The organism is Streptomyces litchfieldiae (assembly GCF_031845365.1).
Lineage (GTDB): Bacteria > Actinomycetota > Actinomycetes > Streptomycetales > Streptomycetaceae > Streptomyces > Streptomyces litchfieldiae.
The window spans coordinates 582,930-609,811 of record NZ_JAVREL010000002.1 but is presented as its reverse complement, the minus strand read 5'-3'; the positions used below and the strand labels follow the sequence as shown (position 1 = coordinate 609,811).

The following is a 26,882-nucleotide window of genomic DNA, read 5'->3' as shown; positions in this document are numbered from 1 at the left end:
TCAGAAGCATGGTTCGCGGCCCGGTTGCAGGCACGCAGGGTCGCCGCCAGTGCGTCCGCGTCATGGGCGGACGCGGGCAACAACTTCACCTGCGCGACGATCTTCACGCAGAACACGCCAGTACGACCGACCATCGGAGATCAACTTGCCGTCAGAGCACAACGATGAGAACTCCGCCGCTTCGCGGCTCCGCTCCAAGGAAGCCATTCCTCCCGGGGCTGAAGGACTCCGTTGGGAAATCCGTGTTTCGGGTGTCCTGGCGTGGTCATGCGGCGAGGTCGAGGCGGGCGAGGTGGGAGACGCGGGTGGTGCCGAGCGAGGTGCCGTTCAGCCAGGCGTCGATGCGGACGAGGTTGATGGCGGTAGCGGACAGGACGTTCGCGAGATGGGTTCTGGTCTGGCCGCGGTAGGGAGAACGGCGCATTCGGGTGCGACGGGTGGCTTGGGAGATCGTGGCCTCGATGCCGGCACGGATGTCGTAGCGGGCCTTCCATTCCGGGGTCTGCTGCTCGGCGCGTTGCCGGGCCAGGACCTCCTGCTGCTTTCACGGCAACATGGTCAGGCTGCGACCCCACTTCCCGTTCGCGGCCTTGGTGCAGTGGGCCCGCAGTGGGCATGGGTCACAGTCAGCGAGCGCGAAGTGGACCCGGGTGATCGGGGTGCCGCTGGGTTTGCGCTGATCGGACCAGCTGACGCTGACCGCTCCCTGGGGACAGGTGACCTTCCTGGCGTCCCAGTCGACGCGGAAGGCGGCCTGGGACAGGTCCGGTGTCCGCTGGTCGTCCGTGCGCCGGGCGTGGGTGGTGTCGGCGCCGACCGGCCCGACCAGAGTGATGCCCTGATCGTCGCGGGCGGCGAGGATGTGGGCGGCGGTGACGTAGCCGGCATCCACCACGTGCTCACCCGGCGCCATCCGGCGTTTGTCCAGCCGCTGGTGGATGGCCGAGGTCATCTCGGAGTCGTCCACCGTCGCGTCGGTGGTCTCCACGTTCGTGATCACACGGGGTGCACCGGTATCACAGGTCTCGGTCAAGTGGACCTTGTAGCCCATCCAGCCGGACCCGCGCTTGACGCCGTAGCGGGCATCAAGGTCATAGGGGGAGGCCAGACGCGCTCTGCCGGGCGGGAGGTCCTTGCCCTCCCGCCAGCGCACCCCCTTCCCATCACGGTGGTACTGCTCGGCCCAGGCCCGGCGCAGCACCATCACGGCCGGGATGCGGCGCAGCCAGTCCGGGGCGCTGGCGGCCTCCGCGGTGGCCAGTTGGGGCTTGGTCGCGAAGGTGAGGTCGTCGGGGATGCCGGCGGCCTGGCACCGGTCGGGGTCGTCGGTCCACGAGCGCGGCACGTACAGGGCCCGGTCGATCGCGGCATGGCCACGTGCGGCGGAGTAGACGAGGTAGACGGCGACCTGGGAGTTCTCGATCCGCCCGGCGGTGCCGGTGTACTGGCGCTGCACGCCGACCGTCGCGGTGCCCTTCTTCAGGTCGCCGGTCTCGTCGACCACGAGTACCGCCGCGTCGTCGGCGAGGTGCTCGACCACGTAGGCGCGCACGTCGTCGCGGACCGCGTCGGCGTCCCACTTCGCGCGGTGGAGCAGGTGCTGCATGCCGTCCGGGCTGGCGTCGCCCGCGTGCTCGGCCAGGGTCCAGCAGTTCTTCCTTGGCAGGTCCGCGAGCAGGCCCAGCACCAACGCCGTTGCGCGGCGGCGGGGTTCAACCCGCGCGAACCGGCCGACGACGCGGCCCATCAACTGATCGAACATCGCCCGCCACCGGGCAGGCACTACGCTGTGACCCGCGGCCACCGCCTGATCTTCGTTTGTCGACACAACTCACGATGATCAACGGTGGCCGCAACCGTCTCCGCACCGCCCCCGACCAGCAAGATCACGAACTACGGCTGGAGTACTAGAACACGGTGAAGATCTCGACGGGGCACCGGGCACGGCCGGCGCGGCCGATTCTGGCGTCGCTCGTGATCAGCGGAACCCCAAGTCCCTCGGCCAGGGCCACATAGGTGGCGTCGTACGGCGACAGGTTGCCCCACAACTCGCGAACACGCGGCAGCACCGGCATGTGCTCCATCCTCCTGATGGGCAGGAGGGCGAAGGAGTCCCGAGCCGCGTCGAGTTGAGCGTCGGTCAGCTTCCCGCCGAAGTGACGGCCACGCAGCGCCGAGGCGACCTCGACATCCAGCAAGTACGGCGCGGCCAGGCGCTCCGATTCGGCGCGCTTGCGCACCGCTTCACCCACCGGGCCGGCGTCCGCCACAAGGTGCACGACGGCACCCGCGTCGACAACGATCACGTGCGTCCCGACTCGATATCGGCCAGCACCTCGCTCGTGGACAGTCGCGCGCTCACCCGCTCCCTGATGCGCGCGATGACATCCTCGGTGGTCGGGGTGGCCGCCTCCTGCTCCAGCAGCGTCCGCGCATACGCCTGGAGAGACTGCCGGTTCCGGGCGGCTCTTATCTTCAGCTCGGCAAGAACGTCGTCGGACAGATCCCGGACGTAAAGTGTGGCCATGCGACAAGTCTAGTCGCATTGCATGCAGAGTGCTAGCGCACTGGCGGTCGCGGGTTTGACCAACGAATGGCCCCGCGCAGATACGTTCCCGCACCCGTTGAGGGATGATGTTGCGAAAAACGGGGAACGAGGGTCAACCTTGCGATCGTTCGAGGCGCTCGCGCCGGGGGATCCGGCGCGCGTCGGGCCGTACGCGCTGGTCGCGCGACTCGGGGCGGGCGGCATGGGACGGGTGTATCTGGGCCGGTCGCCACGGACCGTCGCCGTCAAGGTCGTGCGGCCGGAGCTGGCCGAGGACGGCACGTTCCGGCGGCGGTTCGCCCGGGAGGTGGCCGCGGCGCGGCGGGTCAACGGCGCCTTCACCGCGAGCGTGGCGGACGCCGAGCCGGACGGCGACCCGGCGTGGCTGGCCACCGTGTATGTGCCCGGCGTCTCCCTCGTCGACGCGGTCGCCGAGCTGGGACCGTGGGCCGCGCCCTCGGTGCGCACCCTGGGCGCGGGCCTGGCCGAGGCGCTGGAGGCGATCCACGCGGCCGGGATGGCGCTGCTCGACTCCGCGCCCGAGGGAGTCAATGGGAGCTGACGCGGATCTTGGACTGGCCGTGCGGCAGCAGTTCCCAGTCGTCCATGAACTCCGCGCGCAGGCCGTGCCGCTCGGCCAGGCCGATCAGCGTCTCGGTGCGGTAGTAGAAGTCCTCGCGCAGCACGTGGTGTTCGCGACCCTCGGTGCGGTCGAAGGTGAAGTCGAAGAAGCCGCCGGGCGCCAGCACGCGGCCGACATGGGCCAGGCACTCGTCGATCACCGGCAGCGGGGAGTGCGAAAAGACGCTGTGCGCGTGGATCACGTCGAAGTGGTCCTCGGGCAGGAAGTCGAAGGTCAGGTCGTAGGTGAGCGTCAGATGGGGCAGCTTCGCCTGGAGCTTGTACGCGGCCAGCGTCTTCTTCGCGCTGATCAGGATGTCGGGGGAGATGTCGATGCCGTAGTAGTGGCCCTCGTCGAGGTAGTCGATGAAACGCCAGCCCGCGCGGAGGTTGCCGCAGCCGATGTCCAGCATGCGCTGCCCGGGCCGCAGGCCGTGCCCCTTCAGGTAGTCGAACTGCATCTCGCCCAGCGCCAGCCAGCGCTCGCGGCTGCGGCTGCCGACCGCCAGATCGGGGTCGCGGCCGGTGTCCGAGGCCATCACCGCGCGGTAGTAGGCGACATGGTCGCGGTGCTTCAGCCGCAGCCAGGTGTCGCGGGCGGTGCGCCGCAGGTAGGGGGCGATGCGGGCGGGATTGCGGGCGGCGTAACGGATCTTGTGGGCGATGCTCGCCCGGTTCACGGACAGTTTGCGGAGATTGGTCTGCATGAGGGGCAGCTTGGTGCAGATGCGGCGTTGTCACCAGAAGGCGCGCAGCGGGCGCCGTCCAGGTGGCCACGGCTCAGTGACCGGGGTCCGCGGGCGTTGACGCGGGGACGGGGCGCCGCGCCCGGGGTGCCCGGAACCATGCCGGTGACCGGATACGTTGACCGGGTGCACTGAACGACGACAGGCTGGGGTGAACAGTCCATGTCCATGTGGGACCGGATCAAGGATCAGGCCAAGACGCGGGCCGGCGGCGCGCGCCCGGGCGCGGGCGGCCCGGGTGGCTCGCGCGGCGGCGGGGGTGGCGGCTCCGCGCTGGTGAGCGCGTTCAAGAACCAGCTCTCGTCGATGAAGACCGAGCTGAAGAGCGGCGCGTTCCGGGATGCCAGCATGGCGATGTGCGCCCTGGTCGCGGCGGCGGACGGCACGGTCGACGGCGCCGAGCGGCAGCGCGTGGAGTCGCTGATCGTGACCAACGACGTCCTGCAGAACTTTCCGGCGGACTCGCTGCGCCAGCGGTTCAACAAGCACGTGGACCAGCTCGTGGGGAACTTCCACGTGGGCAAGGGCGCGGTGATGCAGGAGATCGCCAAGGTGCAGAAGAAGCCCATGGAGGCGCGCGCCGTGATCCAGACCGGCATCGTGATCGCCGGTGCGGACGGGTACTTCGCGCAGGCCGAGCAGCAGGTGATCCGTGAGGTGTGCGCGACCCTCGGAATCTCGCCCACCGAGTTCAATATGTGAGGGGTGGTTGGCAATGTCCTTGCCCGGCCCGGACATTGCTTTTGCCCTCGCTTGCTGAGGGCTTGACCGGGGCCGGAGACCCTGGATGACATGCGCATCCAACTCCGAGCCCGCACCTCGACGGCCGCCGCCGTCACCGGTCTTCTGATCACCGCCGCGACGGCCGGCGTCCACGCCGCCACGCCCGACCAGGGCGAGCGGCAGCGCCCCCGGCCCACCGAGGCGGAGATCCGCGACCTGTTCACCGAGTGGAACGACGCCGTGCTCACCGGCGACCCCGGGGAGGTCGCCGACCGCTACGCGGCCGACGCCGTCCTGGAGCCGACCCAGTCCAACCAGATACGCACCGACCGCGAGGGCATAGTCGACTACTTCGAGCACTTCCTCGCCCAGGACCCGAGCGGCGAGATCAACGAGTCCCATGTGGAGATCCTGGGCCCGAACGCCGCGGTGGACTCCGGGGCCTACACCTTCCACCTCACCAACCCGCAGACGGGCGAGCCGTTCGACGTGGCCGCCCGCTACACGTTCGTCTACGAGCGCGACGCGCGCAGCGGCGAGTGGCTGATCGTCAACCACCACTCCTCGGCGATGCCGGAGGGCCGGAGCTGAGCGGGTCATAGGTCCTGCCCGGTCGGTCGATGGGGGTCCCCCCGGACGGAGTCTGGGGGAGGATCAGCCCTTGGCTCCCCCAGGCCCTCGGGGGCCTGGGAGGTACCCCCATGACGCGGTGCTCCCCCAGGCCCTCGGGGGCCTGGGAGGTACCCCCATGACGCGGTGCTCCCCCAGGCCCTCGGGGGCCTGGGAGGTACCCCCAGCAAGGCGCCGGATCGCCACTCGTACGCATGGGGGCACCTCCCAGCCGCCAGGCTGGGGGACGTACTTGGGCGATTCGGCTGGGGGCACCTCCCTGGGGGCACCTCCCAGCGTTAGCTGGGGGAGTCAAGGGCCCGGCAAGACCGGCCGGGCAGGGCCTAAGTGCCTGCGCGGTGCTCGGTCGGCGAGACACCGCGCAGGCGCTTGAACGCGACGCTCAGTGCGAACGCGCCCGAGTAGCCGACCCGCCGGGCGATCGAGCCGACGGTGGCGTCGGTGCTCCGCAGCAGGTCGGCGGCCAGCGCGACGCGCCAGCCCGCGAGATAGGTCATCGGCGGCTCGCCGACCCGCGCGGTGAAGCGCCGGGCGAACGCGGCCCGCGACACCCCGGCCGCCGCGGCCAGCTCCCGCACGGTCCAGGGGTGGGCCGGGTCCTCGTGGAGCAGCCGCAGCGCGTGGTCCACGACGGGGTCGCCCGGCGAGCGGTACCAGACGGGCGCGCGGCCGGGGCGCAGTTCGAACCAGGCGCGCAGCGTCTCGACCAGGATCAGGTCCAGCAGCCGGTCGAGGACGACCTGTTGACCGGGGCGTTCGACGGCCGCCTCGGCGGCCACCAGGTCGAGCGCCGGGCTGCGGAAGCCGTCGGCGGGCACGACCAGCAGCCCCGGCAGCGCGCGCAGCAGCCGTTCACCGATCTCGGCCCGCCCCGCGTAGGCGCCGCCGAGCAGCAGCGCGGCGGCGTCCGGGGCCGTCCCGCAGGTCCGGGGCCCCAGCGGCACCATTTCCCGGGACTCGGCGCAGTAGTCCTCGACGGTGACCACCTGGCGGGGCGGGGTGGCCGGGTCGTCGGCGACCGTGTACGGCGCGGGCCCGGTGAGGACCGCGACATCGCCCGGGCCGAGCGGGGCCGGCTCACCGGCGGGCGGCACCACCCAGGCCCGCCCGCGCAGCATCGAGACCAGGGTCAGCGGGGCGCCCGTCTCGAACCGCAGCGACCACGGCGGGTCCAGCAGGGCCCGGCGGAAGAGCGCGCCGCGGGCCCGCACCTCGTCCAGCACGTTCGCGAGCACGTCCACCCGCCCCACCCTAGACGCAGGAACATCGGTCCGAGTCATTCGACCATGGCCCGTCTCGCCGCCCGGCAGTTGACTGGCCCCATGAGCGAGAAGAACACACTGGTAGTGGGCGGCACCGGCACGACCGGTCGGCGCGTGGTAACCGCCCTGCGCGCGCGGGGAGTTCCGGTGGTGACGGCGTCCCGTTCCGGCGAGCGCCGCTTCGACTGGCAGGACCGAGGCACCTGGGACGCGGCGCTGGCGGGCGTCGAGGCGATGTACGTGGTGCCGCTCGACGGCGCGCTGCTCACCCGGCCGTTCGTGGCGCGCGCCGTGGCGCTGGGCGTGCGGCGCGTGGTGCTGCTGTCGGCCCGCGGGGTGGACGTGCCGGATTACGGGCCGGCGGACAACGTCATTGGGCAGACGCACGTGGACGGCGAGGACGCGGTGCGGACCAGCGGCGTCGACTGGACGATCCTGCGACCGGGCTGGTTCGCGCAGAACTTCACCGAGGGCTTCTTCCGGGACGCGGTGGCCGCGGGCGAGCTGCGGCTGTCCGCCGGGGACGGCGCCGCCTCGTTCGTGGACGCCGAGGACATCGCGGCCGTCGCGGTGGCGGCGCTCACCGAGGACGGCCACGCCGGGCAGACCTACGAGCTGTCCGGGCCGCGCGCCGTGACGCTGGCCGAGGCCGCCGCCGAGATCTCCGCGGCGTCGGGCCGACGGGTGCGTTATGTGCCGCTGGCCGAGGGCGACTACATCGCCGAACTGGTGGCGGCGGGCTTGCCGGAGCCGGACGCGGCGGACTTCGCCGAGGTGGTGAGGGCGCTCCGGCGCGGCCTGGACGCCCATCTCTCCGACGGCGTGTGCCGGGCACTCGGCCGGCCGCCGCGCGACTTCGGCGAGTTCGTGAAGTCGGCGACGGCGGCCGGGGCTTGGCCAGTGAACTGACCGGCCAGGCGGTCAGGAGGAGGAGGGCCGGCGGATGCTGAGGTGCAGCTCCTTCAGCCGGGCCTCCTCCACCTCGCTGGGCGCGCCCATCAGCAGGTCCTGGGCGTTGCCGTTGAGCGGGAACGCGATCGTCTCGCGCAGGTTCGGCTCGTCGGCCAGCAGCATCACGATGCGGTCGATGCCCGGGGCGATGCCGCCGTGCGGCGGGGCGCCGAAGCGGAACGCGCGCAGCATGCCGCCGAATTCGCGCTCGACGTCCTCCCGCGAGTACCCGGCGATCGCGAACGCCTTGTACATGATCTCCGGCTCGTGGTTCCGGATGGCGCCGGAGGACAGCTCGGTGCCGTTGCACACGATGTCGTACTGCCAGGCCAGCACGTCCAGCGGGTCCTTGCCCTCCAGCGCGGCGAGCCCGCCCTGCGGCATGGAGAACGGGTTGTGCGAGAACTCGATCGCGCCGGTGTCCTCGTTCCGCTCGAACATCGGGAAGTCGACGATCCAGCAGAAGCGGAAGACGTTCTCCTCGAAGTGCCCGGCGCGGCGGGCGGCCTCCACCCGGACGGCGCCCATGATGCGGGACACCTCGTCGAACTCCCCGGCGCCGAAGAAGACGGCGGTGCCCGGGCCGGCGTCCAGCCGCTCCAGCAGCGCGGCGACGTCCTGCTCGGTGAGGAACTTGGCGATCGGCCCGGTCAGCTTCAGGTCGTCGCCGACCCGCACCCAGGCCAGGCCCGCGGCGCCCTGCGCCACGGCGAACTCGCCGAGCTGGTCGAAGAACCGCCGCGGCTGCCCCGCCGTGTCCGGCACGGCCAGCGCCCGCACGTGCTTGCCGGCGAACGCCTTGAAGCCGGACCCGGCGAAGACGTCCGACACGTCGGTGAGCTCCAGTCGGGCCCGCAGATCCGGCTTGTCCGAGCCGTACTTGAGCATCGCCTCGCGGAACGGGATGCGCGGGAACGGCGAGGTGACCGGCCGGCCGCCGCCGAACTCCGTGAACAGCTCCGTCATCACCTTCTCGATGACCTCGAAGACGTCCTCCTGCTCGACGAAGCTCATCTCCATGTCGAGCTGGTAGAACTCGCCCGGCGACCGGTCCGCGCGGGCGTCCTCGTCGCGGAAGCAGGGCGCGATCTGGAAGTACCGGTCGAAGCCGGCGATCATCAGGAGCTGCTTGAACTGCTGGGGCGCCTGCGGCAGCGCGTAGAACGTGCCGGGGTGCAGCCGGGAGGGCACCAGGAAGTCGCGCGCGCCCTCGGGCGAGGTGGCGGACAGGATCGGGGTGGCCAGCTCGTTGAAGCCGAGGGCCGACATCTTCTGCCGGAGCGTGGAGATCACGGAGGAGCGCAGCATGATGTTGCGGTGCATCCGCTCGCGGCGCAGGTCGAGGAAGCGGTACTCCAGGCGGAGCTCCTCGTTGACGCCGTCCTCGGTGTTGATCGTGAACGGGATCTGGTCCGCCGCGCCCAGCACCTCGACCTCGCCGACCTCGACCTCGATCTCGCCGGTGGCCAGCTCGGGGTTGACGTTCTCCGCGCCGCGGCCCACGACCCGCCCGTCCACGCGGACGACGGTCTCCTTGGACAGCGAGCTCAGCCGCTCGTTGACGGCCTCGCTGCCCGGCGACTCGGGGTGGACGACGAGCTGCACGATGCCGTGGTGATCACGCAGGTCGATGAAGAGGATGCCGCCCAGGTTCCGGCGATTGTGCAGCCAACCGGACAGCCGGACATCCTTGCCGATGTCCGCGGAACGCAGCTCGCCGCAGGTGTGGGACCGGTACCGATGCATCGTTCATCCAAGTCGTCGCAACGTTCTGAGATGGGGCCCTCAGACTACCGTCCTGGCCCTCCCCGCTCGCCGCGGCCGGGCATACCGGCATACGGTGCAACATATGCGCACCGAGGATGTGCTGGCCGCCTGCGAGGCGGGCACGTGGTGGTGGGACGACGACCGGGGAGTGGTCTCCCTGGACGCGATCGCGGCCCAGCTCCTCGGCCTGCCCCGCCGCGAGGTCACCATCACCGAGGCCACGCTGCGCTCGTGCTTCCACGTCGAGGACTATGTCGCGGCCCACCGCGTCATCCAGTTGTCCGCCACGGAGTCCAGGATCGGCGAGGCCGATCTGCGCGTGGTCACCCGGGAGGGCACGGTCGTGCGCACCGTGCGGCTGCGGTTCCGCCCGGTGGCCGGGCCGGCCACCGGCGAGGGCGAGCCCCCGGCCAGCCTGCTGGGCATGACCTTCGAGGTGCCCGCCCACCCGCCGCGGCCCTCGCCGGAGGACTGGGACCAGCGGCGCGGCCGGGAGGCGTTCCTGCTGGAGACCGGGCAGGCCCTGTCCGAGGCCAGCACCGTGGCCGAGGTCATGCGGGTGATCATGGCGCTGGGCATGCCGGGCTTCACGCCCGACGGCGTCGCGGTCTTCGGCCGGGAGGGCGGCCAGGTCCAGATGCTGGAGTACCACGGCCGGGAGGCGGACTTCAGCCGGCTGCGCTTCCCGATGCCGCTGGACGCCGACTACCCGGGGGCCGAGGTGCTGCGCACCGGGCGGGCCATCTACCTGTCCACCCCGGCCGAGTACGAGGGGCGGTACCCCGAGGCATGGCCGGCGATCGCCATCCTGAACCGCGAGTCCTGGGCCTTCCTGCCGCTGATCGTCGCGGGCCGCACGATCGGCTGCTGGCTGTCGGCGTTCGACTACCACGTCGACTTCACCGTCGAGGAACGCGCGCTGCTCTCCGCCATGGCCCGGCTGATCGCGCACGCCCTGTCCCGCACGCTCCTCCAGGACACCGAGCGCGAACTGACCGCGGACCTCCAGCACACCATGCGCCCCTCGCCCGCGCCGCAGGTGCCCGGTATGCAGATGGCCACGCGTTACGTGCCCACCGGCGGCGGGCTCCAGGTCGGCGGCGACTGGTACGACGTGATCCCGCTGCCGTCCGGCCGCACGGCGCTGGTCATCGGCGACGTGCAGGGGCACGACGTGCGGGCCGCGGCGGTGATGGCCCAGTTGCGGATCGCGCTGCGCGCCTACGCCACGGAGGGGCACCACCCGGACGCGATCCTCTCCCGCGCCTCCCGCTTCCTGTCCGCGCTCACCGCCGAGGAGGAGGACCCGCGCTTCGCCACCTGCCTGTACGTGGAGGTGGACCCGCGCTCGGGCACCCTCGACATCGCCCGCGCCGGGCACCTGGACCCGGCGATGGTGATGGAGGACGGCACGGTGGTGATCCGGCCCACCGCGGGCAGCCTGCCGCTGGGCGTCCTGCCGGGCAGCGACTACCCCACCACCCGGCTGATCCTCCAGCCGGGCGAGACGCTGCTGCTGTGCACGGACGGGCTGCTGGAGGCCGGCGACCGGGACATGGACACGGGGTGGGCGCGCGTGCGCAAGGCCGTCGAGGGCCTGAGCGAGATGAGCCTGAGCGATGTCGCGGACACCCTGATCGAGACCGTGCGGGCCGCGCCGCCCTCGGCCGAGTCACCGCTGGGCGCGGCGGACCGGGACGACATCGCGCTGCTGCTCCTGCGCCGCCCGGTCGCCCCGGAGGCGGCGGGCGCCGCCCCGGTGCGCCGGATGGTGCTCACGATCGCGCAGGCGGAGCCGGCCCGGATCGCCGACGCGCGCGGCCAGCTCTCGGCGCTGCTGCACGACTGGCCGGACCCGGACCGGGTGTTCGGCGCGGCGCTGATGCTGACCGAGGTGCTGGGGAACGTGCTGCGGCACACCGAGGGCGACGCGTACATGGTCGCCGAGATCAGCGGCCGGGCGGGCGGCCGGCTGCTGCGCGTGGAGGTCAGCGACCCCAGCGACGAACTGCCGCACCGCCGCCAGCCGGGCGAGCTGGCGTCCTCCGGCCGCGGCCTGCTGCTGATGGACACCCTCGCCGACGCCTGGGGCTGCGCGCCCCGGGGCCGGGGCAAGACGACCTGGTACGAGCTGGCCGAGGTGCCGGAGCCCGGGGAGCAGCCGGAGGTCGAACCGTAGGGCCCGTCTTCGAAGGGCCCTAGTCGTGGACGGCGGGGATCCGGCCGAGGCGGCCGGCCTTGAAGTCCTCGAACGCCTGGGCGAGCTCGGCGTGGGTGTTCATGACGAACGGCCCGTAGTGCGCGACCGGTTCACGGATGGGCAGGCCGCCGAGCAGCATGATCTCCAGGGACGGCGTGTGGGAGTCCTGGGCGGCGTCGGCCCGGACCGTGACGGTGTCGCCGGCGCCGAAGACCACGGCCTGGCCCAGCTCGACCGGGCGCCCGCCGGTGCCCGCGGAGCCGCGCCCGGCCAGCACGTAGGCGAGCGCGTTGAAGTCCGTGCGCCAGGGCAGGGTGATCTGCGCGCCCGGCGCGACGGTGGCGTGGATCAGGGTGATCGGGGTGTGGGTCACGCCCGGCCCGGAGTGCCCGTCCAGCTCGCCCGCGATCAGCCGCAGCAGCGCGCCGCCGTCCTCGGTGGTCAGCAGCCGGACGTTGCCGCCGCCGATGTCCTGGTAGCGGGGGGTGGCCATCTTGCTGCGGGCGGGGAGGTTGACCCAGAGCTGGATGCCGTGGAAGAGCCCGCCGGAGACGACCAGCGACTCCGGCGGCGCCTCGATGTGCAGCAGCCCGGAACCGGCGGTCATCCACTGGGTGTCGCCGTCGTTGATGACGCCGCCGCCGCCCTCGGAGTCCTGGTGCACGAAGGTGCCGTCGATCAGATAGGTCACGGTCTCGAAGCCGCGGTGCGGGTGCCAGGGGGTCCCTTTCGGCTCGCCCGGCGCGTACTCCACCTCGCCCATCTGGTCCATCATGATGAACGGGTCCAGGTTCCGGTGATGGATCCCGGCGAAGGCCCGGCGGACCGGGAAGCCCTCGCCCTCGAAGCCGGACGGCGCGGTGACCACGGCGCGCACCGGCCGGTCGGCGGCGGACGGCGTGGGCGTGGTGACCCGCGGCAGGGTCAGCGGGTTTTCCACAGTGATCGCAGGCATGACAGACCTCCTCGGCGACTGCCAACAGATTAGTTGAATGGTGAACAGTAGTCGAGGGGCGGGTGTTCCCGGTCAGCCGTACATCCGGCGCATCGTGTAATCCACCATCTCCTCGACGGACTTGGCGTCGAGAACGATGCGGTGCTCGCCCTCCATGTCCAGCGCGAACCCGTACCCCGCGGGCAGCAGGTCCAGCACCTCGCCGCCGGTCACGGTGAAGTACCGCGACTCCTTGCCGGCGTAGCGACGCAGCTCCTTCAGCGAGGTGAAGAGCGGGATCACCGGCTGCTGGGTGTTGTGCAGCGCCAGGAAGCCGGGGTTCTCGCCGCGCGGGCAGTAGATCTTGGCGCCGAGGAAGACGTCGTGGAACTCCTCGCTGGACATCGCGCCGGAGGTGTACGCCCGCAGCGCGTCGACGAGGGAGGGGGGCGCGGGCGGGGCGGCGGGGGCGGCCGACTGGGGGGCCGCCTCCGGGTAGAGCTGCTGACCGCCGTACCCGGCGGCGGCGGGCTGCTGCTGGACGCCGTAGGGCTGCTGCCCGGGGTAGCCGGACTGGTCGTAGCTGTACATGTGAGAAAGAGTACTGACCCGGAGTTGTCCGGATTCCGCTTGCTTCTTATTACCGGTGGGTAGCATCATGGATGCTACTTCCCGGTACCTGCCATCTACGGAGTCGTTCGCCATGGGGCACTACAAGTCGAATCTCCGCGACATCGAGTTCAACCTGTTCGAGGTCCTCGGCCGCGACGCGGTGTACGGCACGGGACCGTTCGGTGAGACGGATCCCGAGACCGCCAGGACCATGCTGGCCGAGATCACCCGGCTCGCCGAGAACGAACTGGCCGCCTCCTACGAGGAGGGCGACCGCAACCCGCCGGTCTTCGACCCCGCCACCCACACCGCGCCGCTGCCCGAGACGTTCAAGAAGAGCTACGACGCCTACATGGACGCCGAGTGGTGGCGGCTGAGCATCGGCGAGGAGCTGGGCGGCCTCACCGCGCCGCGCTCGCTGATCTGGGCCGCCGGGGAGAACGTGCTGGGTGCCAACCCGGCGATCTGGATGTACGCCTCCGGACCGACGTTCGGGCGCGTGCTCTACGACGAGGCCACGGAGGAGCAGAAGAAGATCGCCCAGCTCATGGTGGACCGGCGCTGGGGCTCCACCATGGTGCTCACCGAGCCGGACGCCGGCTCGGACGTGGGCGCCGGCCGGGCGAAGGCGGTCCGGCAGGACGACGGCTCGTGGCACATCGAGGGCGTCAAGCGGTTCATCACCTCCGGCGAGCACGACCTCAGCGAGAACATCATCCACTTCGTGCTGGCCCGCCCCGAGGGCCACGGCCCGGGCACCAAGGGCCTGTCGCTGTTCATCGTGCCCAAGTTCGACTTCGACTGGGACAGCGGCGAGCTCGGCGAGCGCAACGGCGTCTACGCCACCAACGTCGAGCACAAGATGGGCCTGAAGATCTCCAACACCTGCGAGATGACGTTCGGCGCGCACGGCCGCCCGGCCAAGGGCTGGCTGCTGGGCGAGAAGCACGACGGCATCCGCCAGATGTTCAAGATCATCGAATTCGCGCGGATGATGGTCGGCACCAAGGCCATCGCCACCCTCTCCACCGGCTACCTCAACGCCCTGGCCTACGCCAAGGAGCGGGTGCAGGGACCGGACCTGACCCAGTTCGCGGACAAGAGCGCGCCGCGCGTCACGATCACCCACCACCCCGATGTGCGGCGTTCGCTGATGACGCAGAAGGCGTACGCGGAGGGCATGCGCGCCCTCGCCCTCTACACCGCGAGCGTCCAGGACGACATCCTCGTCAAGCGCGCCGCCGGCGAGGACACGGCCGCCGCCGAGGCGCTGAACGACCTGCTGCTGCCGATCGTCAAGGGTTACGGCTCCGAGCGGTCCTACGCGCAGCTCGCCGAGTCCCTCCAGACCCTGGGCGGCTCCGGGTACCTCCAGGAGTACCCGATCGAGCAGTACATCCGGGACGCCAAGATCGACACCCTCTACGAGGGCACCACCGCGATCCAGGGCCAGGACTTCTTCTTCCGCAAGATCGTCCGCAACCAGGGCGTGGCCCTGACCTCCCTCGCCGAGGAGATCAAGAAGTTCCTCGCGGAGGCCCCCGGCGGCGAGGAGCTGGCCGCCGCGCGCGACCGCCTCTCCCGCGCCGTCGGTGACCTGGAGGGCACGGTCGGCGTCCTGCTGACGGACCTGGCGGCCACCGAGAAGGACGTCCGCTCGCTGTACAAGGTCGGGCTCAACACCACGTCCTTCCTGCTGGCCTCCGGCGATGTGGTCGTCGGCTACCTGCTGCTGCGCGGCGCGGCGGTGGCGGCGGCCAAGCTGCCGGACGCCACCGGCAAGGACCAGGCGTTCTACGCGGGCAAGATCGCCGCGGCCCGCCACTTCGCGTCCACGGTCCTGCCCACGGTGGCCGTCTCCCGCGCGGTCGCCGAGAACACGGACCTGTCCCTGATGGACCTCGACGAGGCGGCGTTCTGACCCACCCCCCGGACCCCGTCCCCACGCCACCACCTCGGCCCGGCACTGCGCGACACAGTGCCGGGCCGAGGCATATGCGGGCGGCCGGGCGACGTGACTCCGTTGCCCACCGTGACGGAGCGTCATACACTTGGCGACGGAGTGTCAACGAGTGGGCGTGGAGGCGGAGATGACTCGTTCCTGGGACGCCGATCCATCGGCGTTATTCGCGCGACGGCTGGGGAAGTCGCCGCAGGAATTGCAGGTAACCGACGACGAGGACGGATGTCCGGACATCTGGCAGCTCAGCAACGGCGACATCGCGGTGATCGGCCGTGATCTGACGGCCGACTATCGCTCCCAGCTCCCGGCAGGTGTCACGCTCGCCGCCGACGAGCGGCTGGTTGTCATCCCGGGGAAGATGCTCAGCGCGGCGAAGACGGATATCCCCGATGCTTGATCTCCAGGCCCTTGCCCTCGATCCCGCCCAGGGGCACAGGCTCGATGTCGCCGACTACAAGCAGGACTTCCGGCAGCGCAGAGGCGAGGTCCAGAAGCTCGACTCCTGGAAGCTCGAACGACAGCAGCACTTCATGGAGCTGAACAACCCGAGCTGGGACGCGTTCCACCGTGGGGAGTGGGACGAAGCCCTGCGGCTCCTGGCGGACAAGCGCGCCGAGGTACGCAGCCTCGTGCAGGCAGACCGGAACCGGGGCAGTGTCTTCCACCGTGTGCGCGTGGTCGAGCAGCCGCTGACGCCCTACCTCCAGTGGGAGCTCAACTCGCTGCGGGTGCGCGCCGAAAGCGGGATGCCGATCCGGGTCATCGAAGGCGAGAAGGTCCGTCATCTGGAGGCAGCCGGACCGCTGCCGGAGATGGTCTCCCTGGGCAGCCGGACCCTCTACAACGTCCGATATACGGACGCTGGAGTTCTGGAGGGCGCGATCCGGTACACCGATCCGGATCTTGTAGAACGGTGGACGCGTTTCATCAAGGAGCTCTACGAGGACGGCGAGGACCTGATCCCCTACGTCGAGCGCGAGGTCGCGCACCTGCCGGCGCCGCAGGTGGGGGCGGAGTAGGTGGGCGGCGAGGAGGAGCGCCCCGGCGGCACGCACGCCGAGCTGTCGGGGACGTCCCGCGATGTGGTCCAGGCCGGGCAGGTCAGCGGGGGGATCCACTTCCACGGTCCCGTCCCGGGAGATACTCCGACGCCGCGCCAACTCCCGGGCGACGTCAGGGGCTTCGTCAACAGGACCGCGGAGCTTGAGCAGCTGAACGCCGTCCTGACCGATGGCGGCGGGGATCCCGTCGTCGTGTCGGTCTGCGTCATCGCGGGCACGGCGGGGGCGGGCAAGACGTCGTTGGCCATCCGCTGGGCGCACCGGATCGAGGAGCGCTTCCCGGACGGCCAGCTCTACGTCAACCTGCGCGGCTACGACCCCGGCGAGCCGGTCACCGCGCAGGAGGCGTTGCACCGTTTCCTCACCGCACTGGGCGTGCCGGCACCGGCGATTCCCGCCGATGTCGACGCCAGCGCGGCGTTGTTCCGTTCCCTGCTGGCCGGACGGCGCATGTTGATCGTGCTCGACAACGCCGCTTCGGTGGCGCAGGTCCGCCCGCTGCTGCCCGGCTCCGCCGGCTGTCTGGTCATCGTCACCAGCCGCAGCCGCCTGCCGGGACTCGCCATAAGGGACGGCGCCCACCGGCTCACCCTCGGCACCCTGCCGGAGTCCGAGGCCATCGCCCTGCTGCGCGCCGTCACCGCCGGCTACCGGCCCGAGGACGACGCCGACAAGCTCGCCGAGCTGGCCCGGCTGTGTGCCCGCCTCCCGCTCGCCCTGCGCATCGCCGCCGAAAGGGCCGCGGGCTACCCCCACTTGCGCCTCGACGACCTGATCGCCGAGCTGCGCGACGAGTCGTCGCTCTGGGACGCCCTCAGCGCCGGAGACGGCGAGGACGCGGACGCGGTGCGGACGGTGTTCGCCTGGTCCTACCGTGCCCTGTCCGACCAGGCCGCCCGGCTGTTCCGGCTGCTTGGTCTGCACCCGGGCCCGGAGTTCGGCCTACCGGCCGCCGCGGCTCTGGCCGGAGTCGGCACGGGAAAGACCCGGCAGTTGCTGAACTCGCTTGTGGAAGCTCATCTGTTGCAGCAGACCATGCCCGACCGTTACGAGTTCCACGACCTGCTGCGCGCCTACGCGTCCGACCAGGTCCAGCGCGACGAGCCCGCCGAGGAGCGGACGGCCGCGCTGCGGCGCGTTCTCGACTGGTACGTGCACACTGCCGACGCCGCCCAGACCTGGATGAGCCCGATCAGGGATCACCTCCCACTCGCCCCCCCCGGAGGATGGCGTCGCACCGCTGTCGTTCCCCGACTACGACACGGCCGTGGACTGGGCCGAGCGCGAGCATGCCAATCTGCTGAGTGCCACCCATGCCGCCGAGAAAGCCGGACTCGCCGCGTATGTGTGGCGGTTGGCAGCCGTCCAGCGCAACGCGGAAGCCCGCTCCGCGTCCGTCACGGACTGGCTGCCCGCAGGCGAGAGCGGACTGCGCGCCGCCCGCCGGCTCGGCGACCGCGCGGCGGAGGCCGAGCTGCTGTCCGGGCTCGGTATGAGCTACACCCGGGCCAACCGGCTGACCGAAAGCCTGGAATGCCACCAGAAGGCGCTGGGAATCCGGCGTGAGCTGGGTGATCGCCACGGAGAAGCGTCATCCCTGAACCTGGTTGGCCTCAGTCACCTGCACCGGCGACAATTCGCGGCGGCCGAGGAGCGGTTTGCCCAGGCCATCGGCATCTTCGAGGAGCTCGGAGCCACGAACGGCGCGGCGAACGCCCTCTCCAACCTCGGTCTCGCTCACTACGAGGCGGGAAACGTGGCCCGGGCCGGGGACGACATCGGCCGTGCCCTGGACACCCACCGTTCCCTGGGCAATCGCCGCAGCGAGGGCAATGCCCTCCGCATCCTGAGCGAAATCCAGCGCGAGCGCGGGGAGTTGGACGAAGCCCTGCGTTCCGCCCGTGCCGCCGTGGACATCGCCGTGGACCTCCGTTACCCCGTTGGAGAGGGCTACTGGCTGATCACCCTCGGCAACGCCCAGCAGGACAACGGCCAGTTCGGGGACGCCCTGGTCGCCTATCAGCGCTCGGCGGTCCTGCACCGCCGCGCCGGCAACCGCGGGCGAGAGGCGCTGGCCTGGCACGGCGCGGGAGAGACCTACCGACAGCTGGGGCGGAACCAAGAAGCCGCCGCGTTCCACCGCCGGGCCGCCGCCGTCTTCCGTGAGCTCGGTGACGACTGGCATCAGGCGATCGCCCTCGACGGCCTCGCCGCCACGGACCCGGACCGGGCCCCCGACCACCGCGCCGCGGCCCTGCGCCTCCTCGGCGCCTATGACGACGCCCGTGCGGCGGCGCTGCGCGACCGCATCGACGCGGGCCCCGGCCACCGGAGCGCCAACCGGTAAACCGGTTCGTATGCTGAGGAGCATGACTGCACCGTTCGACCGTGCCCACACTGATGACCTCATGGGCTTCCTCGCGGCCTCCCCCACCCCGTACCACGCGGTGGCGAGCGCCGTTCAGCGGCTGGAGAAGGCCGGGTTTCGGCAGGTGGAGGAGACCGCCGCGTGGGATGGGGGGGCCGGGGGGCGGTATGTGACGCGTGGGGGCGCGCTCGTCGCCTGGTATGTGCCGGAGGGGGCCTCGCCCGCGACGCCGTTCCGGATCCTGGGCGCGCACACCGACTCGCCGAACCTGCGCGTCAAGCCTCTCCCGGACACCGGCCGGGCCGGGTGGAAGCAGATCGCCGTGGAGATCTACGGCGGGACGCTGCTCAACACCTGGCTGGACCGCGACCTCGGGCTCGCCGGGCGGCTGTCGCTGCGCGACGGCTCCGCGGTGCTGGTCAACGTCGACCGGCCGCTGCTGCGCGTGCCGCAGCTCGCCGTGCACCTCGACCGGTCGGTCAACGACGGGCTCAAGCTCGACCGCCAGCAGCACATGATGCCGCTGTGGGGGATCGGCAGCCCCCGGGAGGGCGAGCTGATCGAGTTCCTGGCGGGCGAGACAGGGGTGGCGCCCGGCGATGTCATCGGCTTCGACCTGATGGTGCACAGCGTCGAGCCGCCCGCCTATCTGGGCAAGGACCGCGAGCTGCTGGCCGGCCCCCGCCTGGACAACCTGCTGTCCGTGCACGCCGCCACCGCCGCGCTCGCCGCCGCGGCCGGCCGTGAGCCGGAGTTCATCCCGGTGCTGGCCGCGTTCGACCACGAGGAGAACGGCAGCACGTCCGACACCGGCGCGCAGGGCCCGTTGCTGGGCAGCGTGCTCAAGCGGTCCGTGCACACGCGCGGCGGCGGCTACGAGGAGCGGGCCCGGGCGCTGGCGGGGTCGTTCTGCCTGTCGTCCGACACCGGGCACTCCGTGCACCCCAACTACCCGGAGCGGCACGACCCGACGCACCGTCCGCTGGCCGGCGAGGGCCCCATCCTCAAGGTGAACGTCAACCAGCGCTACGCCACCGACGGCACCGGCCGAGCGGTCTTCGCGGCCGCCTGCGAACGGGCCGGGGTGCCCTGGCAGTCGTTCGTGTCGCACAACTCGGTGCCCTGCGGCACCACCATCGGCCCGATCACCGCGGCGCGGCACGGCATCGCCACCGTGGACGTCGGCGTCGCGATCCTGTCCATGCACTCGGCGCGCGAGCTGTGCGGCGCCGCCGACCCGTATCTGCTCGCCAACGCGATGACCGCGTTCCTGCTGCCCTGACACAACCTCCCTGACACAACTCTGACGACGCCCCGTCACGAAGTCGTGAAACGCGCCCGTAATCCTGGTGGTCACGGGGTCGGGCGGCATCGCACTGCACGGCGGTACCGCCCGGTCCCGCATTGCCCGTCCGGTGGCTGCGCACCACCCCGGACCCCTAGGATTCGTCTCCGGAAACCATTCACCGGCCACGCCCGCGCGGCGTAACGTGTGAACACCCAGCCAGCGACGAACCGCCACGAGGGGTCCCGTGACCGTGCACCCAAGCTTGCAGCCGTCTATCGATGCCTGGACGCAGACCATCGAGGCGATATCCGAGCTGGTCTCGTCACTGGTGGACGGGGAGTGGAACCGCCCCACCGAGTGCCCCGGCTGGTCGGTGCGCGACGTGGTCTCCCACGTCATCGGCGGCGAGTGCGAGGCGCTGGGCGACCCGCGGCCGATCCACACGCTGCCGCGCGACCTCTACCACGTCACCGACGAGACCACCCGGTACCTGGAGGTCCAGGTCGATGTGCGGCGGCACCACACCGGGCCCGAGATGACCAGCGAGCTGGAGTACACGATCATCCGGCGCGCCCGCCAGTTGCGGAACGAGCGCCGCAAGCCCGAGGACGTCATCTCCCATCCGCTGTACGGCAAGATGACGCTCGCCGACTTCCTCGACGTGCGCGTCTTCGACATCTGGACGCACGAGCAGGACATCCGCCGCGCGCTGCGCCGGCCGGGCGGGCTCGACTCGCCGGCCGCCCACATCGCGCGCGACGTGCTGCTGGAGCGGCTGCCCAAGGTCATCGCGGAGGACGCGGGCGCGCCCAAGAAGTCGGCGGTGGTCTTCGACGTGAGCGGCCCCGTGGAGTTCCTGCGGACCGTGCGCGTCGACGAGAACGGCAACGGCACGGTGGACAGCAGCCCTTCACTGGGCCCGATCGTCACGTTCACCACGGACTGGGAGACGTTCTCCCGGCTGGTGGGCGGCCGGGTGCGGGCGAAGAAGGTCGCCGACAAGCTGAAGGTCGAGGGCGAAGCGGCCCTCGCCGACCGCATCCTCGCGAGCTTCCCGGTCGCGCACTGAGCCGGCCGCGGTCGGCCCCGGGCGGGAACGGGGCGCTCGCGGCGGCCAGTTAGTTGGTCGGCTCGTTGCCGGTGGAGACGGTGAGCTCGATCGGGTCGCTCTCGCCGGGGATGTACGGCTCGCCGGGCCTCGGGGACTGACCGGTCACCATGCCGTCGCCCTTGAGGACCTCGTCCTCGTAGGTCAGGTCCTCGTCGTAGCTCCAACCGGCGTCACGTATGCAGGACTTCACCGAGTCGATGTGGTAGTCGTAGAAATCCGGCATGGAGATGGCGCCGGGGTACTGCTCCTGGTCGTAGTAGTCGATGGCGCCCTGGCACTCCGTGGACTCGATGACCTGCTCGGGGTTGCCCGGGTTGTACCGGGGCTCGCGCTCGGTCTCCTCCGCGCTGGGCTCCTCCGACGGGTCCTCCCCGCCGGGGCTGCCCGACTGGCCCGAGGAGTCGCCCGCCTGGTCCGAGTCGCCGCCGCCGCTGTTGACCACGACGAAGATGGCCACGGCCGCCACCAGGGCGATCGCGACCACGGCCGCGGTCATCACCATGAAGGTGCTGTTGCGCTCGCCGCCGCCCCCGCCACCGCCACCGATGGTGGTGGCCGGCTCCGGGGTCCGGCCGGGACCGGGCGGCACCACGTTGTACGGCGGCGGGGTGCTGGGCGAGACCTGCGGGTATCCGTAACCGCCGCCCGGCGCCGGAGTGGGCGCGTACGGGGAGACGATCGGGCCGGTCGGCGACGTGGGGCTGCCGAACTGCGGGAACACCGCGTTCGAGACGGCCGCGCCGCTGTTCCCCGGGGAGTGCGCGCCCGGCACGATCTGCGGGGCGGCGCCGGTCAGATCGCCGACGACCCGCAGGCACTCGGCGGCGAACACCTCGGCGGAGGGGAAACGGTCGTTGGGGTTCTTCTGGAGCGCCCGCGCGACGAGCGCGTCCACCGCGGGCGGCACCGAGGCGTTGATCGAGGAGGGCGCGGGCGGCTCCTCCTGGACGTGCGCGTAGGCGATGGCCAGCGCCGAGTCGGCGTCGAAAACCAGCCGCCCGGTGAGCAGCTCGAAGAGCATGACGCCCACCGAGTAGAGGTCGGAACGGGCGTCCACGCCGCGGCCCAGCGCCTGCTCGGGCGAGAGGTACTGCGGGGTGCCGACCACCATGCCGGTCTGCGTCATGGCAGTGACCCCGGACTGCATGGCACGCGCGATGCCGAAGTCCATGACCTTCACCACATTGCGCCGGGTGAGCATGACGTTGCCCGGCTTGATGTCCCGGTGGACCAGGCCCATCTCGTGGCTGATGTCCAGCGCCGCCAGCACGTCGGCCGTGATGCGCAGCGCCTTCTCGGCGGGCATCGCGCCGTACTGGGCGATGTCGCGCTCCAGCTCGTCGCGCAGCGGCCGGCCCTCCACGTACTCCATGACGATGTAGGGCACCGGGGCGCCGTCGATGCGGTCCTCGCCGGTGTCGAAGACGGAGACGATATTGGTGTGCGCGAGCTTGGCCACGGCCAGCGCCTCGCGCTTGAACCGCTCCCGGAAGGCGTCCTCCCGGCCCAGCTCGGTGTGCATGGTCTTGATCGCGACCTGCCGCTCCAGCACCGTGTCCCACGCCAGATGCACCGAGGCCATGCCGCCCGTGCCGAGCAGGTCGCGCAGCTCGTAGCGGCCACCGCCCACGGAACGGCCCCTGTAGTCCCCAGGCGGCTGCGCGTGGTCACTCATCTGACTGTTCCCCCTAGGCGGCGTGGACGTCCGTGCGCTGTTGTGAAGACGGTCTCTCCGCCGCGCATGATACGGACCCCGGCTGACCGCCCCAGTCTGCCGTAGCGTCCAGGCACGTCAAGCTCGTTGTCCGTTCCGTGACCGCAGCGGCAGGGCTCAACTTGTCAGCGCCACCCCGGAACGGGTTTGATGGCCGGGGACCCAGGCGACTACGGCGAGGACTGATGGCACAGGAGCAAGGCGCCGCGGGCTCCGGCGAGGAAGAGCCCGGAGCCGGTGGCCGCGAGGTGCCCGACACGCCGGAGATGTGGGGCAACAACGGCCTGGTGGGAGACGGTCGTTATCGCCTCACGCACCGCCTCGGCCGGGGCGGCATGGCGGAGGTCTTCGCCGCCGAGGACGTGCGGCTCGGCCGGACGGTGGCCGTCAAGCTGCTGCGCGCCGACCTCGCCCAGGATCCGGTCTCCAAGGCCCGTTTCACACGCGAAGCACAGTCGGTCGCCGGGCTGAACCACCACGCGGTCGTCGCGGTGTACGACTCCGGCGAGGAGCCGGTCGGGCCCAACATGGTGCCGTACATCGTGATGGAGCTGGTCAACGGCAAGACCATCCGCGAGCTGTTGATCGACTCGGAGGCGCCGCCCGCCGAGCAGGCGCTGATCATCGTCTCCGGCGTGCTGGAGGCGCTGGCCTACAGCCACCACCACGGCATCGTCCACCGCGACATCAAGCCGGCGAACGTGATCATCACCGACACCGGCGCGGTGAAGGTCATGGATTTCGGCATCGCCCGCGCGCTGCACGGCGCCGCGCAGACGATGACGCAGACCGGCATGGTCATGGGCACCCCGCAGTACCTCTCCCCGGAGCAGGCGCTGGGCAAGCCCATCGACACGCGCTCCGACCTGTACGCCGTCGGCTGTCTCCTCTTCGAACTGCTCACGCTGCGCCCGCCGTTCATCGGCGAGACGCCGCTGGCCGTGGTCTACCAGCACGTCCAGGACATGCCCCGGCTGCCCTCCGAGCTGGCCGCCGCGGCGCCGCCGGAGCTGGACGGCCTGGTGATGCGTTCGCTGGCCAAGGACCCGGACGACCGTTTCCAGTCCGCGGAGGAGATGCGCGGCCTGGTGCAGTACGCGCTGCGCATGCTCCAGGAGCACGGCGGCCACACCGGCGGCCTGTGGAACACCGGCTCGGTCGCCGGCGGCGGCACCCCGCCGATGGGCACCCAGACGGTGGCCGTTCCCGGGGCCCGCCGGGACGCGCCCACCAGCCAGTACGCGGCGCCCATGCTGATGGGCAACGGGGCCGGCGACGACGACGATGAGCGGCGCCCCTCGGGCAACGGGCAGCGGGGCCGGATGATCCTGGTCGCCCTGCTGGCGCTGGTCGCCATCGGCACGGGCGTGCTCATCGCGGCGAACCTGGGCGGCGGCGAGGAGGACCCGGGCAACACCCCCGCGGACACGGGCCCCACCGGACCGACCGAGACGCAGGACCGGGAAACGGGCCGGCAGTCGCCCAGCGAGGACGACGAGGACGACGAGGAGGAGCCGTCGGAGGACGACGACTTCTCGCCGACGGACAGCGGCGACGACTGGACCGAGACGGAGTCGAGCACGCCGACCGAGTCGGAGTCGAGCACCCCGACGGAGCCGCAGACCACGCCGCCGACGGAGGAGGAGACGACTCCGCCCCCGGAGGAGGAGACGACGCCGCCCGAGGACACCGAGGGCACCACGGAGGGCGGCGGCGAGGAGGAGGGCGGCACCGGCACGGACGAGGGCGGCACCGACCAGGGCACCGATCAGGGCGCGCTCGAGGGCACCGATCAGGGGGGCACCGACGCCGGTGCCTCCAACCCCTGATCCCGGGACGGGCCTCACTCACCGCACGCTGACCGCACTGCTGCGCCGGTACGACGCGGGGGAGCCCGTCGCCTGTGAACGCGTCGCCGAAGGGCTGCTCAACCGCGGCTACCGGCTGGCCACCACCCGTGGCCGGTTCTTCCTGAAGCACCACCTCGGCGGCGACCCCGAGGCGGTGATACCCCTGCCGGGCCGGCACCGCGCCACCGCGGCGCTGGCCGCCTACGGCCTGCCCGTCGTGCCGCCGCTGGCCGACCGGGAGGGGCGGACCGTTGCCGTGCACCGCAGCCGTTGCTACGCCCTGCACCCGTGGGTGGAGGGGCGGCACCGGCACGGCGGGCAGCTCAGCCGGGGCCAGAGCCGCCGCCTGGGCACGCTGCTCGGCGGGGTCCACCGGGCGCTGGAGCGGGTGATAGGGCGTGCGCCGCAGCCCCGCTCGCCGGAGCGGGAGGCGGTCGCGCCCGCCGATACGTATGTGCTGATCGACCAGTTGCTGGGCCGGATCCGCGCCCGGGCCCGCCGCACGGCGTTCGACGAGCTGGCGGAGCAGCGGCTGCTGGAGCGGCGCCTGCTGGTCCGCGACCACGCCCACCAGCGGCCGGACCGCGACCAGGTGCCCGCCGAGGGCTGGGTGCACGGCGACTTCCACCCGCTGAACCTGATCTACCGCGCCGAGGGGCCGGTGGAGCCGGTGGCCATCGTGGACTGGGACCGGCTGGGGGTCCGGCCCCGGGCCGAGGAGGCGGTGCGCGCCGCCGCGATCTTCTATCTCCGGCCCGACGGCAGCCTGGAACTGCCGAAGGTGCGGGCGTACGCCCGCGCGTACCGCCGTGCGGCGGGGGCCTCCCCGGCCGAGCTGGCGGCGGCGGTGCACCGGGTGTGGTGGGAGCGGCTGAACGACTTCTGGATGCTGCGCTGGCACTACGAGCGCGGTGACCACCGGGCGGACCACCAGTTTCCGGCCGCGGCGGCGCTGGTGCCGTGGTGGACGCGGAATGGGCGGGCTGTGCGAGACGCATTCTGCGATTAGGCGCTCCGCTGGCTCAGCCGCCCCTGATCGGAAGCTGGTCCGGAACGTGCGGGCCCGTCGTGGCTTGTCGCGCCCACGCGGCGGAGCCGCCCGAGAATAGAGCCCCGCGCCCCTTTGGGGCGCCTCCGTCGGCGCGGACAGTTGCGGAGCGTTGTGGTTGATCGCGCCCACGCGGCGGAGCCGCTCGATAGCACAGCCCCGCGCCCCTTAGGGGCTCGCGCCCCTCACGGGGCCAGGCGGGGGGTTAGGCGTAGGGAGATTGGCTCGGCGTTGGGGTCCGTGACCGTCACGGTGCCGATCACCTCGGTGCCGTTTGCCTCGTAGGCCACCACCGAGCCGTCCAGGGCGCGGGCGTCGGCCGCGCGGGCCGCGGGCACGCGTAGCAGCAGTTCGTCGCCGGTCACCAGGTGGCTGGCGGGCAGGACGCGGGGCAGCGCGCGCAGGGTCACGGCGGCGCGGCCGTGCGAGGCGCGCGCGAGCAGCCGCAGGGCGCGCGCCAGGTCGGGGTCGGAGGGGGCCGGGGTCGCCATGTCCTCCACCCTGCCGGGCGGCGCGCGCCGGAGTTCAGGGGGAAAGGTCCCGAAGCCCGGGGCCGTTGGTCCCGCGTCGGGGCGGGCTACTCGCGGCGTTTCTCCTTCTCCGCCTGGCGGCGGGCCACATACGCGGCGGCCTGCGAGCGGCGTTCCATGCCGAGCTTGGAGAGCAGGCTGGAGACGTAGTTCTTGATGGTCTTCTCGGCGAGGTGCAGCTCCTCGCCGATGGCCCGGTTGGTGAGGCCGTCGCCGATCAGGGCGAGGATGCGGCGCTCCTGGTCGGTGAGCCGGGCCAGCCGGTCGTCGCCCTCGCCCTCGCCGCCGCCGCGCAGCCGGTCCAGGACGCGCCGGGTGGCGTCGGGGTCGAGCAGCGACTTGCCCGCGGCCACGTCGCGGACGGCGGCCAGCAGCTCCGTTCCCCGGATGGCCTTGAGGACATAGCCGGAGGCGCCCGCCATGATCGCGTCGAACAGGGCCTCGTCGTCCGCGTAGGAGGTGAGCATCAAGGCGCGCACCGAGTCGTCGTGGGAGCGGATGTCGCGGCAGACCTCGACGCCGCTGCCGTCCGGGAGGCGGACGTCGAGCACGGCCACGTCCGGGCGGGCGGCCGGGATCCGCGTCAGGGCCTCCGCGGCGGTGCCGGCCTCGCCGACCACCTCGATGTCCGGCTCCGTGGCCAGCAGCTCGTGCACTCCGCGGCGGACGACCTCGTGGTCGTCGAGGAGGAATACAGTGATTTTTCCGTCTTCGGCCACCCGGCCAGTGTTCCACAGGAGTCCGGGACGCGCCCGTTCGGGCCAGTCCGGCATAGTCCTCCTCAGTCTTCCCGCGACCCGTGTGGGCGGGTTAACGTGCAGGTGTCCCAGGGCCTTGCGAGGCTTGGACCAGTGCCGTTCCGCCATCCGCCGCCCACTACTTGGACTTCCAGGTAAATCCGCAGGTCAGGGCCGCTTTCACGGGTTGTGGACCCACTGGATACCGTGCTCTTATG

Annotated in this window: 23 protein-coding genes and 3 pseudogenes; 14 read left to right on the top strand and 12 right to left on the bottom strand. The window is 71.6% G+C overall.

Annotated elements, in window-relative coordinates; all coding sequences use genetic code 11:
• Positions 1-265 precede the first annotated feature (265 nt).
• From RM590_RS36215 to RM590_RS06465, 4 genes and pseudogenes are all read right to left on the bottom strand, one after another.
• A pseudogene (locus RM590_RS36215) lies at positions 266-706 on the bottom strand (transposase); the annotation flags it as partial.
• A gap of 522 nt (positions 707-1,228) precedes the next feature.
• Positions 1,229-1,747: pseudogene (locus RM590_RS06475) on the bottom strand (IS701 family transposase); the annotation flags it as partial.
• Positions 1,748-1,907: 160 nt separating this feature from the next.
• Positions 1,908-2,306: a type II toxin-antitoxin system VapC family toxin gene (locus RM590_RS06470; protein WP_311703392.1), complete on the bottom strand. Its 399-nt coding sequence runs from the start codon at positions 2,304-2,306 to the stop codon at positions 1,908-1,910.
• On the bottom strand, positions 2,303-2,527 hold the full coding sequence (locus tag RM590_RS06465; protein ID WP_311703391.1) for a FitA-like ribbon-helix-helix domain-containing protein: 225 nt from the start codon (positions 2,525-2,527) through the stop codon (positions 2,303-2,305). Before RM590_RS06465 ends, RM590_RS06470 begins: the two co-directional genes overlap by 4 nt.
• Positions 2,528-2,666: 139 nt before the next feature.
• Here RM590_RS06465 and RM590_RS06460 point away from each other — a divergent pair.
• Positions 2,667-3,098: pseudogene (locus RM590_RS06460) on the top strand (protein kinase domain-containing protein); the annotation flags it as partial.
• Here RM590_RS06460 and RM590_RS06455 read toward each other — a convergent pair.
• Positions 3,097-3,876, bottom strand: coding sequence for a class I SAM-dependent methyltransferase (locus RM590_RS06455; RefSeq protein WP_311703390.1), 780 nt, complete (start codon positions 3,874-3,876; stop codon positions 3,097-3,099). The pseudogene RM590_RS06460 and the gene RM590_RS06455 sit on opposite strands and share 2 nt — an antisense overlap.
• 201 nt (positions 3,877-4,077) lie before the next feature.
• Here RM590_RS06455 and RM590_RS06450 point away from each other — a divergent pair, with 201 nt between their 5' ends.
• Complete coding sequence (locus RM590_RS06450) at positions 4,078-4,617, top strand: tellurite resistance TerB family protein (protein WP_311703389.1); 540 nt, start codon at positions 4,078-4,080, stop codon at positions 4,615-4,617.
• 90 nt (positions 4,618-4,707) lie between these two features.
• A complete protein-coding gene (locus RM590_RS06445) occupies positions 4,708-5,229 on the top strand; it encodes an SgcJ/EcaC family oxidoreductase (protein ID WP_311703388.1) in 522 nt (173 codons plus the stop codon).
• A gap of 362 nt (positions 5,230-5,591) precedes the next feature.
• Here RM590_RS06445 and RM590_RS06440 read toward each other — a convergent pair whose 3' ends face one another.
• Positions 5,592-6,509: an AraC family transcriptional regulator gene (locus RM590_RS06440; protein WP_311703387.1), complete on the bottom strand. Its 918-nt coding sequence runs from the start codon at positions 6,507-6,509 to the stop codon at positions 5,592-5,594.
• Positions 6,510-6,590: 81 nt separating this feature from the next.
• On the opposite strand from RM590_RS06440, the gene RM590_RS06435 reads away from it, so the two are divergent.
• Complete coding sequence (locus RM590_RS06435; RefSeq protein WP_311703386.1) at positions 6,591-7,439, top strand: NAD(P)H-binding protein; 849 nt, start codon at positions 6,591-6,593, stop codon at positions 7,437-7,439.
• 12 nt (positions 7,440-7,451) lie between these two features.
• Here the strand turns inward: RM590_RS06435 and aspS are convergent, their stop codons facing one another.
• Positions 7,452-9,227: an aspartate--tRNA ligase gene (aspS, locus tag RM590_RS06430; protein ID WP_311703385.1), complete on the bottom strand. Its 1,776-nt coding sequence runs from the start codon at positions 9,225-9,227 to the stop codon at positions 7,452-7,454.
• Between the two features lie 103 nt (positions 9,228-9,330).
• Between aspS and RM590_RS06425 the strand changes: the two genes are divergently transcribed.
• Positions 9,331-11,427 carry a SpoIIE family protein phosphatase gene (locus tag RM590_RS06425; protein WP_311703384.1) on the top strand — a complete coding sequence of 699 codons (2,097 nt, stop codon included), beginning with the start codon at positions 9,331-9,333 and terminating at the stop codon, positions 11,425-11,427.
• Between the two features lie 19 nt (positions 11,428-11,446).
• Here the strand turns inward: RM590_RS06425 and RM590_RS06420 are convergent, their stop codons facing one another.
• A complete protein-coding gene (locus tag RM590_RS06420; protein WP_311703383.1) occupies positions 11,447-12,403 on the bottom strand; it encodes a pirin family protein in 957 nt (318 codons plus the stop codon).
• A gap of 72 nt (positions 12,404-12,475) precedes the next feature.
• A complete protein-coding gene (locus RM590_RS06415) occupies positions 12,476-12,973 on the bottom strand; it encodes an SseB family protein (protein ID WP_311703382.1) in 498 nt (165 codons plus the stop codon).
• Between the two features lie 112 nt (positions 12,974-13,085).
• Here RM590_RS06415 and RM590_RS06410 point away from each other — a divergent pair, with 112 nt between their 5' ends.
• The 7 genes from RM590_RS06410 to RM590_RS06380 all read left to right on the top strand — a co-directional run bounded on the left by RM590_RS06410 (position 13,086) and on the right by RM590_RS06380 (position 20,743).
• Positions 13,086-14,915, top strand: coding sequence for an acyl-CoA dehydrogenase (locus RM590_RS06410; protein ID WP_311703421.1), 1,830 nt, complete (start codon positions 13,086-13,088; stop codon positions 14,913-14,915).
• Positions 14,916-15,084: 169 nt separating this feature from the next.
• Complete coding sequence (locus RM590_RS06405; protein WP_311703420.1) at positions 15,085-15,354, top strand: hypothetical protein; 270 nt, start codon at positions 15,085-15,087, stop codon at positions 15,352-15,354.
• A complete protein-coding gene (locus RM590_RS06400) occupies positions 15,347-15,976 on the top strand; it encodes a DUF6879 family protein (protein WP_311703381.1) in 630 nt (209 codons plus the stop codon). The genes RM590_RS06405 and RM590_RS06400 overlap by 8 nt, the downstream gene beginning before the upstream one ends.
• Positions 15,977-17,584, top strand: a complete 1,608-nt coding sequence (locus RM590_RS06395; RefSeq protein ID WP_311703380.1) for an ATP-binding protein — start codon at positions 15,977-15,979, stop codon at positions 17,582-17,584.
• Positions 17,511-18,365, top strand: coding sequence for a tetratricopeptide repeat protein (locus tag RM590_RS06390; protein WP_311703379.1), 855 nt, complete (start codon positions 17,511-17,513; stop codon positions 18,363-18,365). Before RM590_RS06395 ends, RM590_RS06390 begins: the two co-directional genes overlap by 74 nt.
• Positions 18,366-18,387: 22 nt before the next feature.
• Positions 18,388-19,668: a M18 family aminopeptidase gene (locus RM590_RS06385; protein ID WP_311703378.1), complete on the top strand. Its 1,281-nt coding sequence runs from the start codon at positions 18,388-18,390 to the stop codon at positions 19,666-19,668.
• Positions 19,669-19,918: 250 nt separating this feature from the next.
• On the top strand, positions 19,919-20,743 hold the full coding sequence (locus tag RM590_RS06380) for a maleylpyruvate isomerase family mycothiol-dependent enzyme (protein WP_311703377.1): 825 nt from the start codon (positions 19,919-19,921) through the stop codon (positions 20,741-20,743).
• A 49-nt stretch (positions 20,744-20,792) separates the two neighbouring features.
• Here the strand turns inward: RM590_RS06380 and RM590_RS06375 are convergent, their stop codons facing one another.
• Entirely contained in the window at positions 20,793-22,460 is a 1,668-nt protein-coding gene (locus RM590_RS06375) for a protein kinase domain-containing protein (RefSeq protein WP_311703376.1), read from the bottom strand.
• A 224-nt stretch (positions 22,461-22,684) separates the two neighbouring features.
• Here RM590_RS06375 and RM590_RS06370 point away from each other — a divergent pair, with 224 nt between their 5' ends.
• Positions 22,685-24,328, top strand: coding sequence for a protein kinase domain-containing protein (locus RM590_RS06370; RefSeq protein ID WP_311703375.1), 1,644 nt, complete (start codon positions 22,685-22,687; stop codon positions 24,326-24,328).
• Complete coding sequence (locus tag RM590_RS06365; protein WP_311703374.1) at positions 24,312-25,358, top strand: phosphotransferase; 1,047 nt, start codon at positions 24,312-24,314, stop codon at positions 25,356-25,358. Before RM590_RS06370 ends, RM590_RS06365 begins: the two co-directional genes overlap by 17 nt.
• Before the next feature lie 224 nt (positions 25,359-25,582).
• Here the strand turns inward: RM590_RS06365 and RM590_RS06360 are convergent, their stop codons facing one another.
• Positions 25,583-25,888, bottom strand: coding sequence for a pyridoxamine 5'-phosphate oxidase family protein (locus tag RM590_RS06360; protein WP_311703373.1), 306 nt, complete (start codon positions 25,886-25,888; stop codon positions 25,583-25,585).
• 86 nt (positions 25,889-25,974) lie between these two features.
• Positions 25,975-26,646: a response regulator transcription factor gene (locus RM590_RS06355; RefSeq protein ID WP_311703372.1), complete on the bottom strand. Its 672-nt coding sequence runs from the start codon at positions 26,644-26,646 to the stop codon at positions 25,975-25,977.
• Positions 26,647-26,882 lie beyond the last annotated feature (236 nt).

Excerpts from the sequence above, each read along its gene's own strand:
- RM590_RS06465 (WP_311703391.1), bottom strand. The coding sequence starts at position 2,527 with ATGGCCACACTTTACGTCCGGGATCTGTCCGACGACGTTCTTGCCGAG.
- RM590_RS06455 (WP_311703390.1), bottom strand. The coding sequence starts at position 3,876 with ATGCAGACCAATCTCCGCAAACTGTCCGTGAACCGGGCGAGCATCGCC.
- RM590_RS06450 (WP_311703389.1), top strand. The coding sequence starts at position 4,078 with ATGTCCATGTGGGACCGGATCAAGGATCAGGCCAAGACGCGGGCCGGC.
- RM590_RS06445 (WP_311703388.1), top strand. The coding sequence starts at position 4,708 with ATGCGCATCCAACTCCGAGCCCGCACCTCGACGGCCGCCGCCGTCACC.
- RM590_RS06435 (WP_311703386.1), top strand. The coding sequence starts at position 6,591 with ATGAGCGAGAAGAACACACTGGTAGTGGGCGGCACCGGCACGACCGGT.
- aspS (WP_311703385.1), bottom strand. The coding sequence starts at position 9,227 with ATGCATCGGTACCGGTCCCACACCTGCGGCGAGCTGCGTTCCGCGGAC.
- RM590_RS06425 (WP_311703384.1), top strand. The coding sequence starts at position 9,331 with ATGCGCACCGAGGATGTGCTGGCCGCCTGCGAGGCGGGCACGTGGTGG.
- RM590_RS06420 (WP_311703383.1), bottom strand. The coding sequence starts at position 12,403 with ATGCCTGCGATCACTGTGGAAAACCCGCTGACCCTGCCGCGGGTCACC.
- RM590_RS06415 (WP_311703382.1), bottom strand. The coding sequence starts at position 12,973 with ATGTACAGCTACGACCAGTCCGGCTACCCCGGGCAGCAGCCCTACGGC.
- RM590_RS06410 (WP_311703421.1), top strand. The coding sequence starts at position 13,086 with ATGGGGCACTACAAGTCGAATCTCCGCGACATCGAGTTCAACCTGTTC.
- RM590_RS06405 (WP_311703420.1), top strand. The coding sequence starts at position 15,085 with ATGACTCGTTCCTGGGACGCCGATCCATCGGCGTTATTCGCGCGACGG.
- RM590_RS06400 (WP_311703381.1), top strand. The coding sequence starts at position 15,347 with ATGCTTGATCTCCAGGCCCTTGCCCTCGATCCCGCCCAGGGGCACAGG.
- RM590_RS06390 (WP_311703379.1), top strand. The coding sequence starts at position 17,511 with ATGAGCTACACCCGGGCCAACCGGCTGACCGAAAGCCTGGAATGCCAC.
- RM590_RS06385 (WP_311703378.1), top strand. The coding sequence starts at position 18,388 with ATGACTGCACCGTTCGACCGTGCCCACACTGATGACCTCATGGGCTTC.
- RM590_RS06375 (WP_311703376.1), bottom strand. The coding sequence starts at position 22,460 with ATGAGTGACCACGCGCAGCCGCCTGGGGACTACAGGGGCCGTTCCGTG.
- RM590_RS06370 (WP_311703375.1), top strand. The coding sequence starts at position 22,685 with ATGGCACAGGAGCAAGGCGCCGCGGGCTCCGGCGAGGAAGAGCCCGGA.
- RM590_RS06360 (WP_311703373.1), bottom strand. The coding sequence starts at position 25,888 with ATGGCGACCCCGGCCCCCTCCGACCCCGACCTGGCGCGCGCCCTGCGG.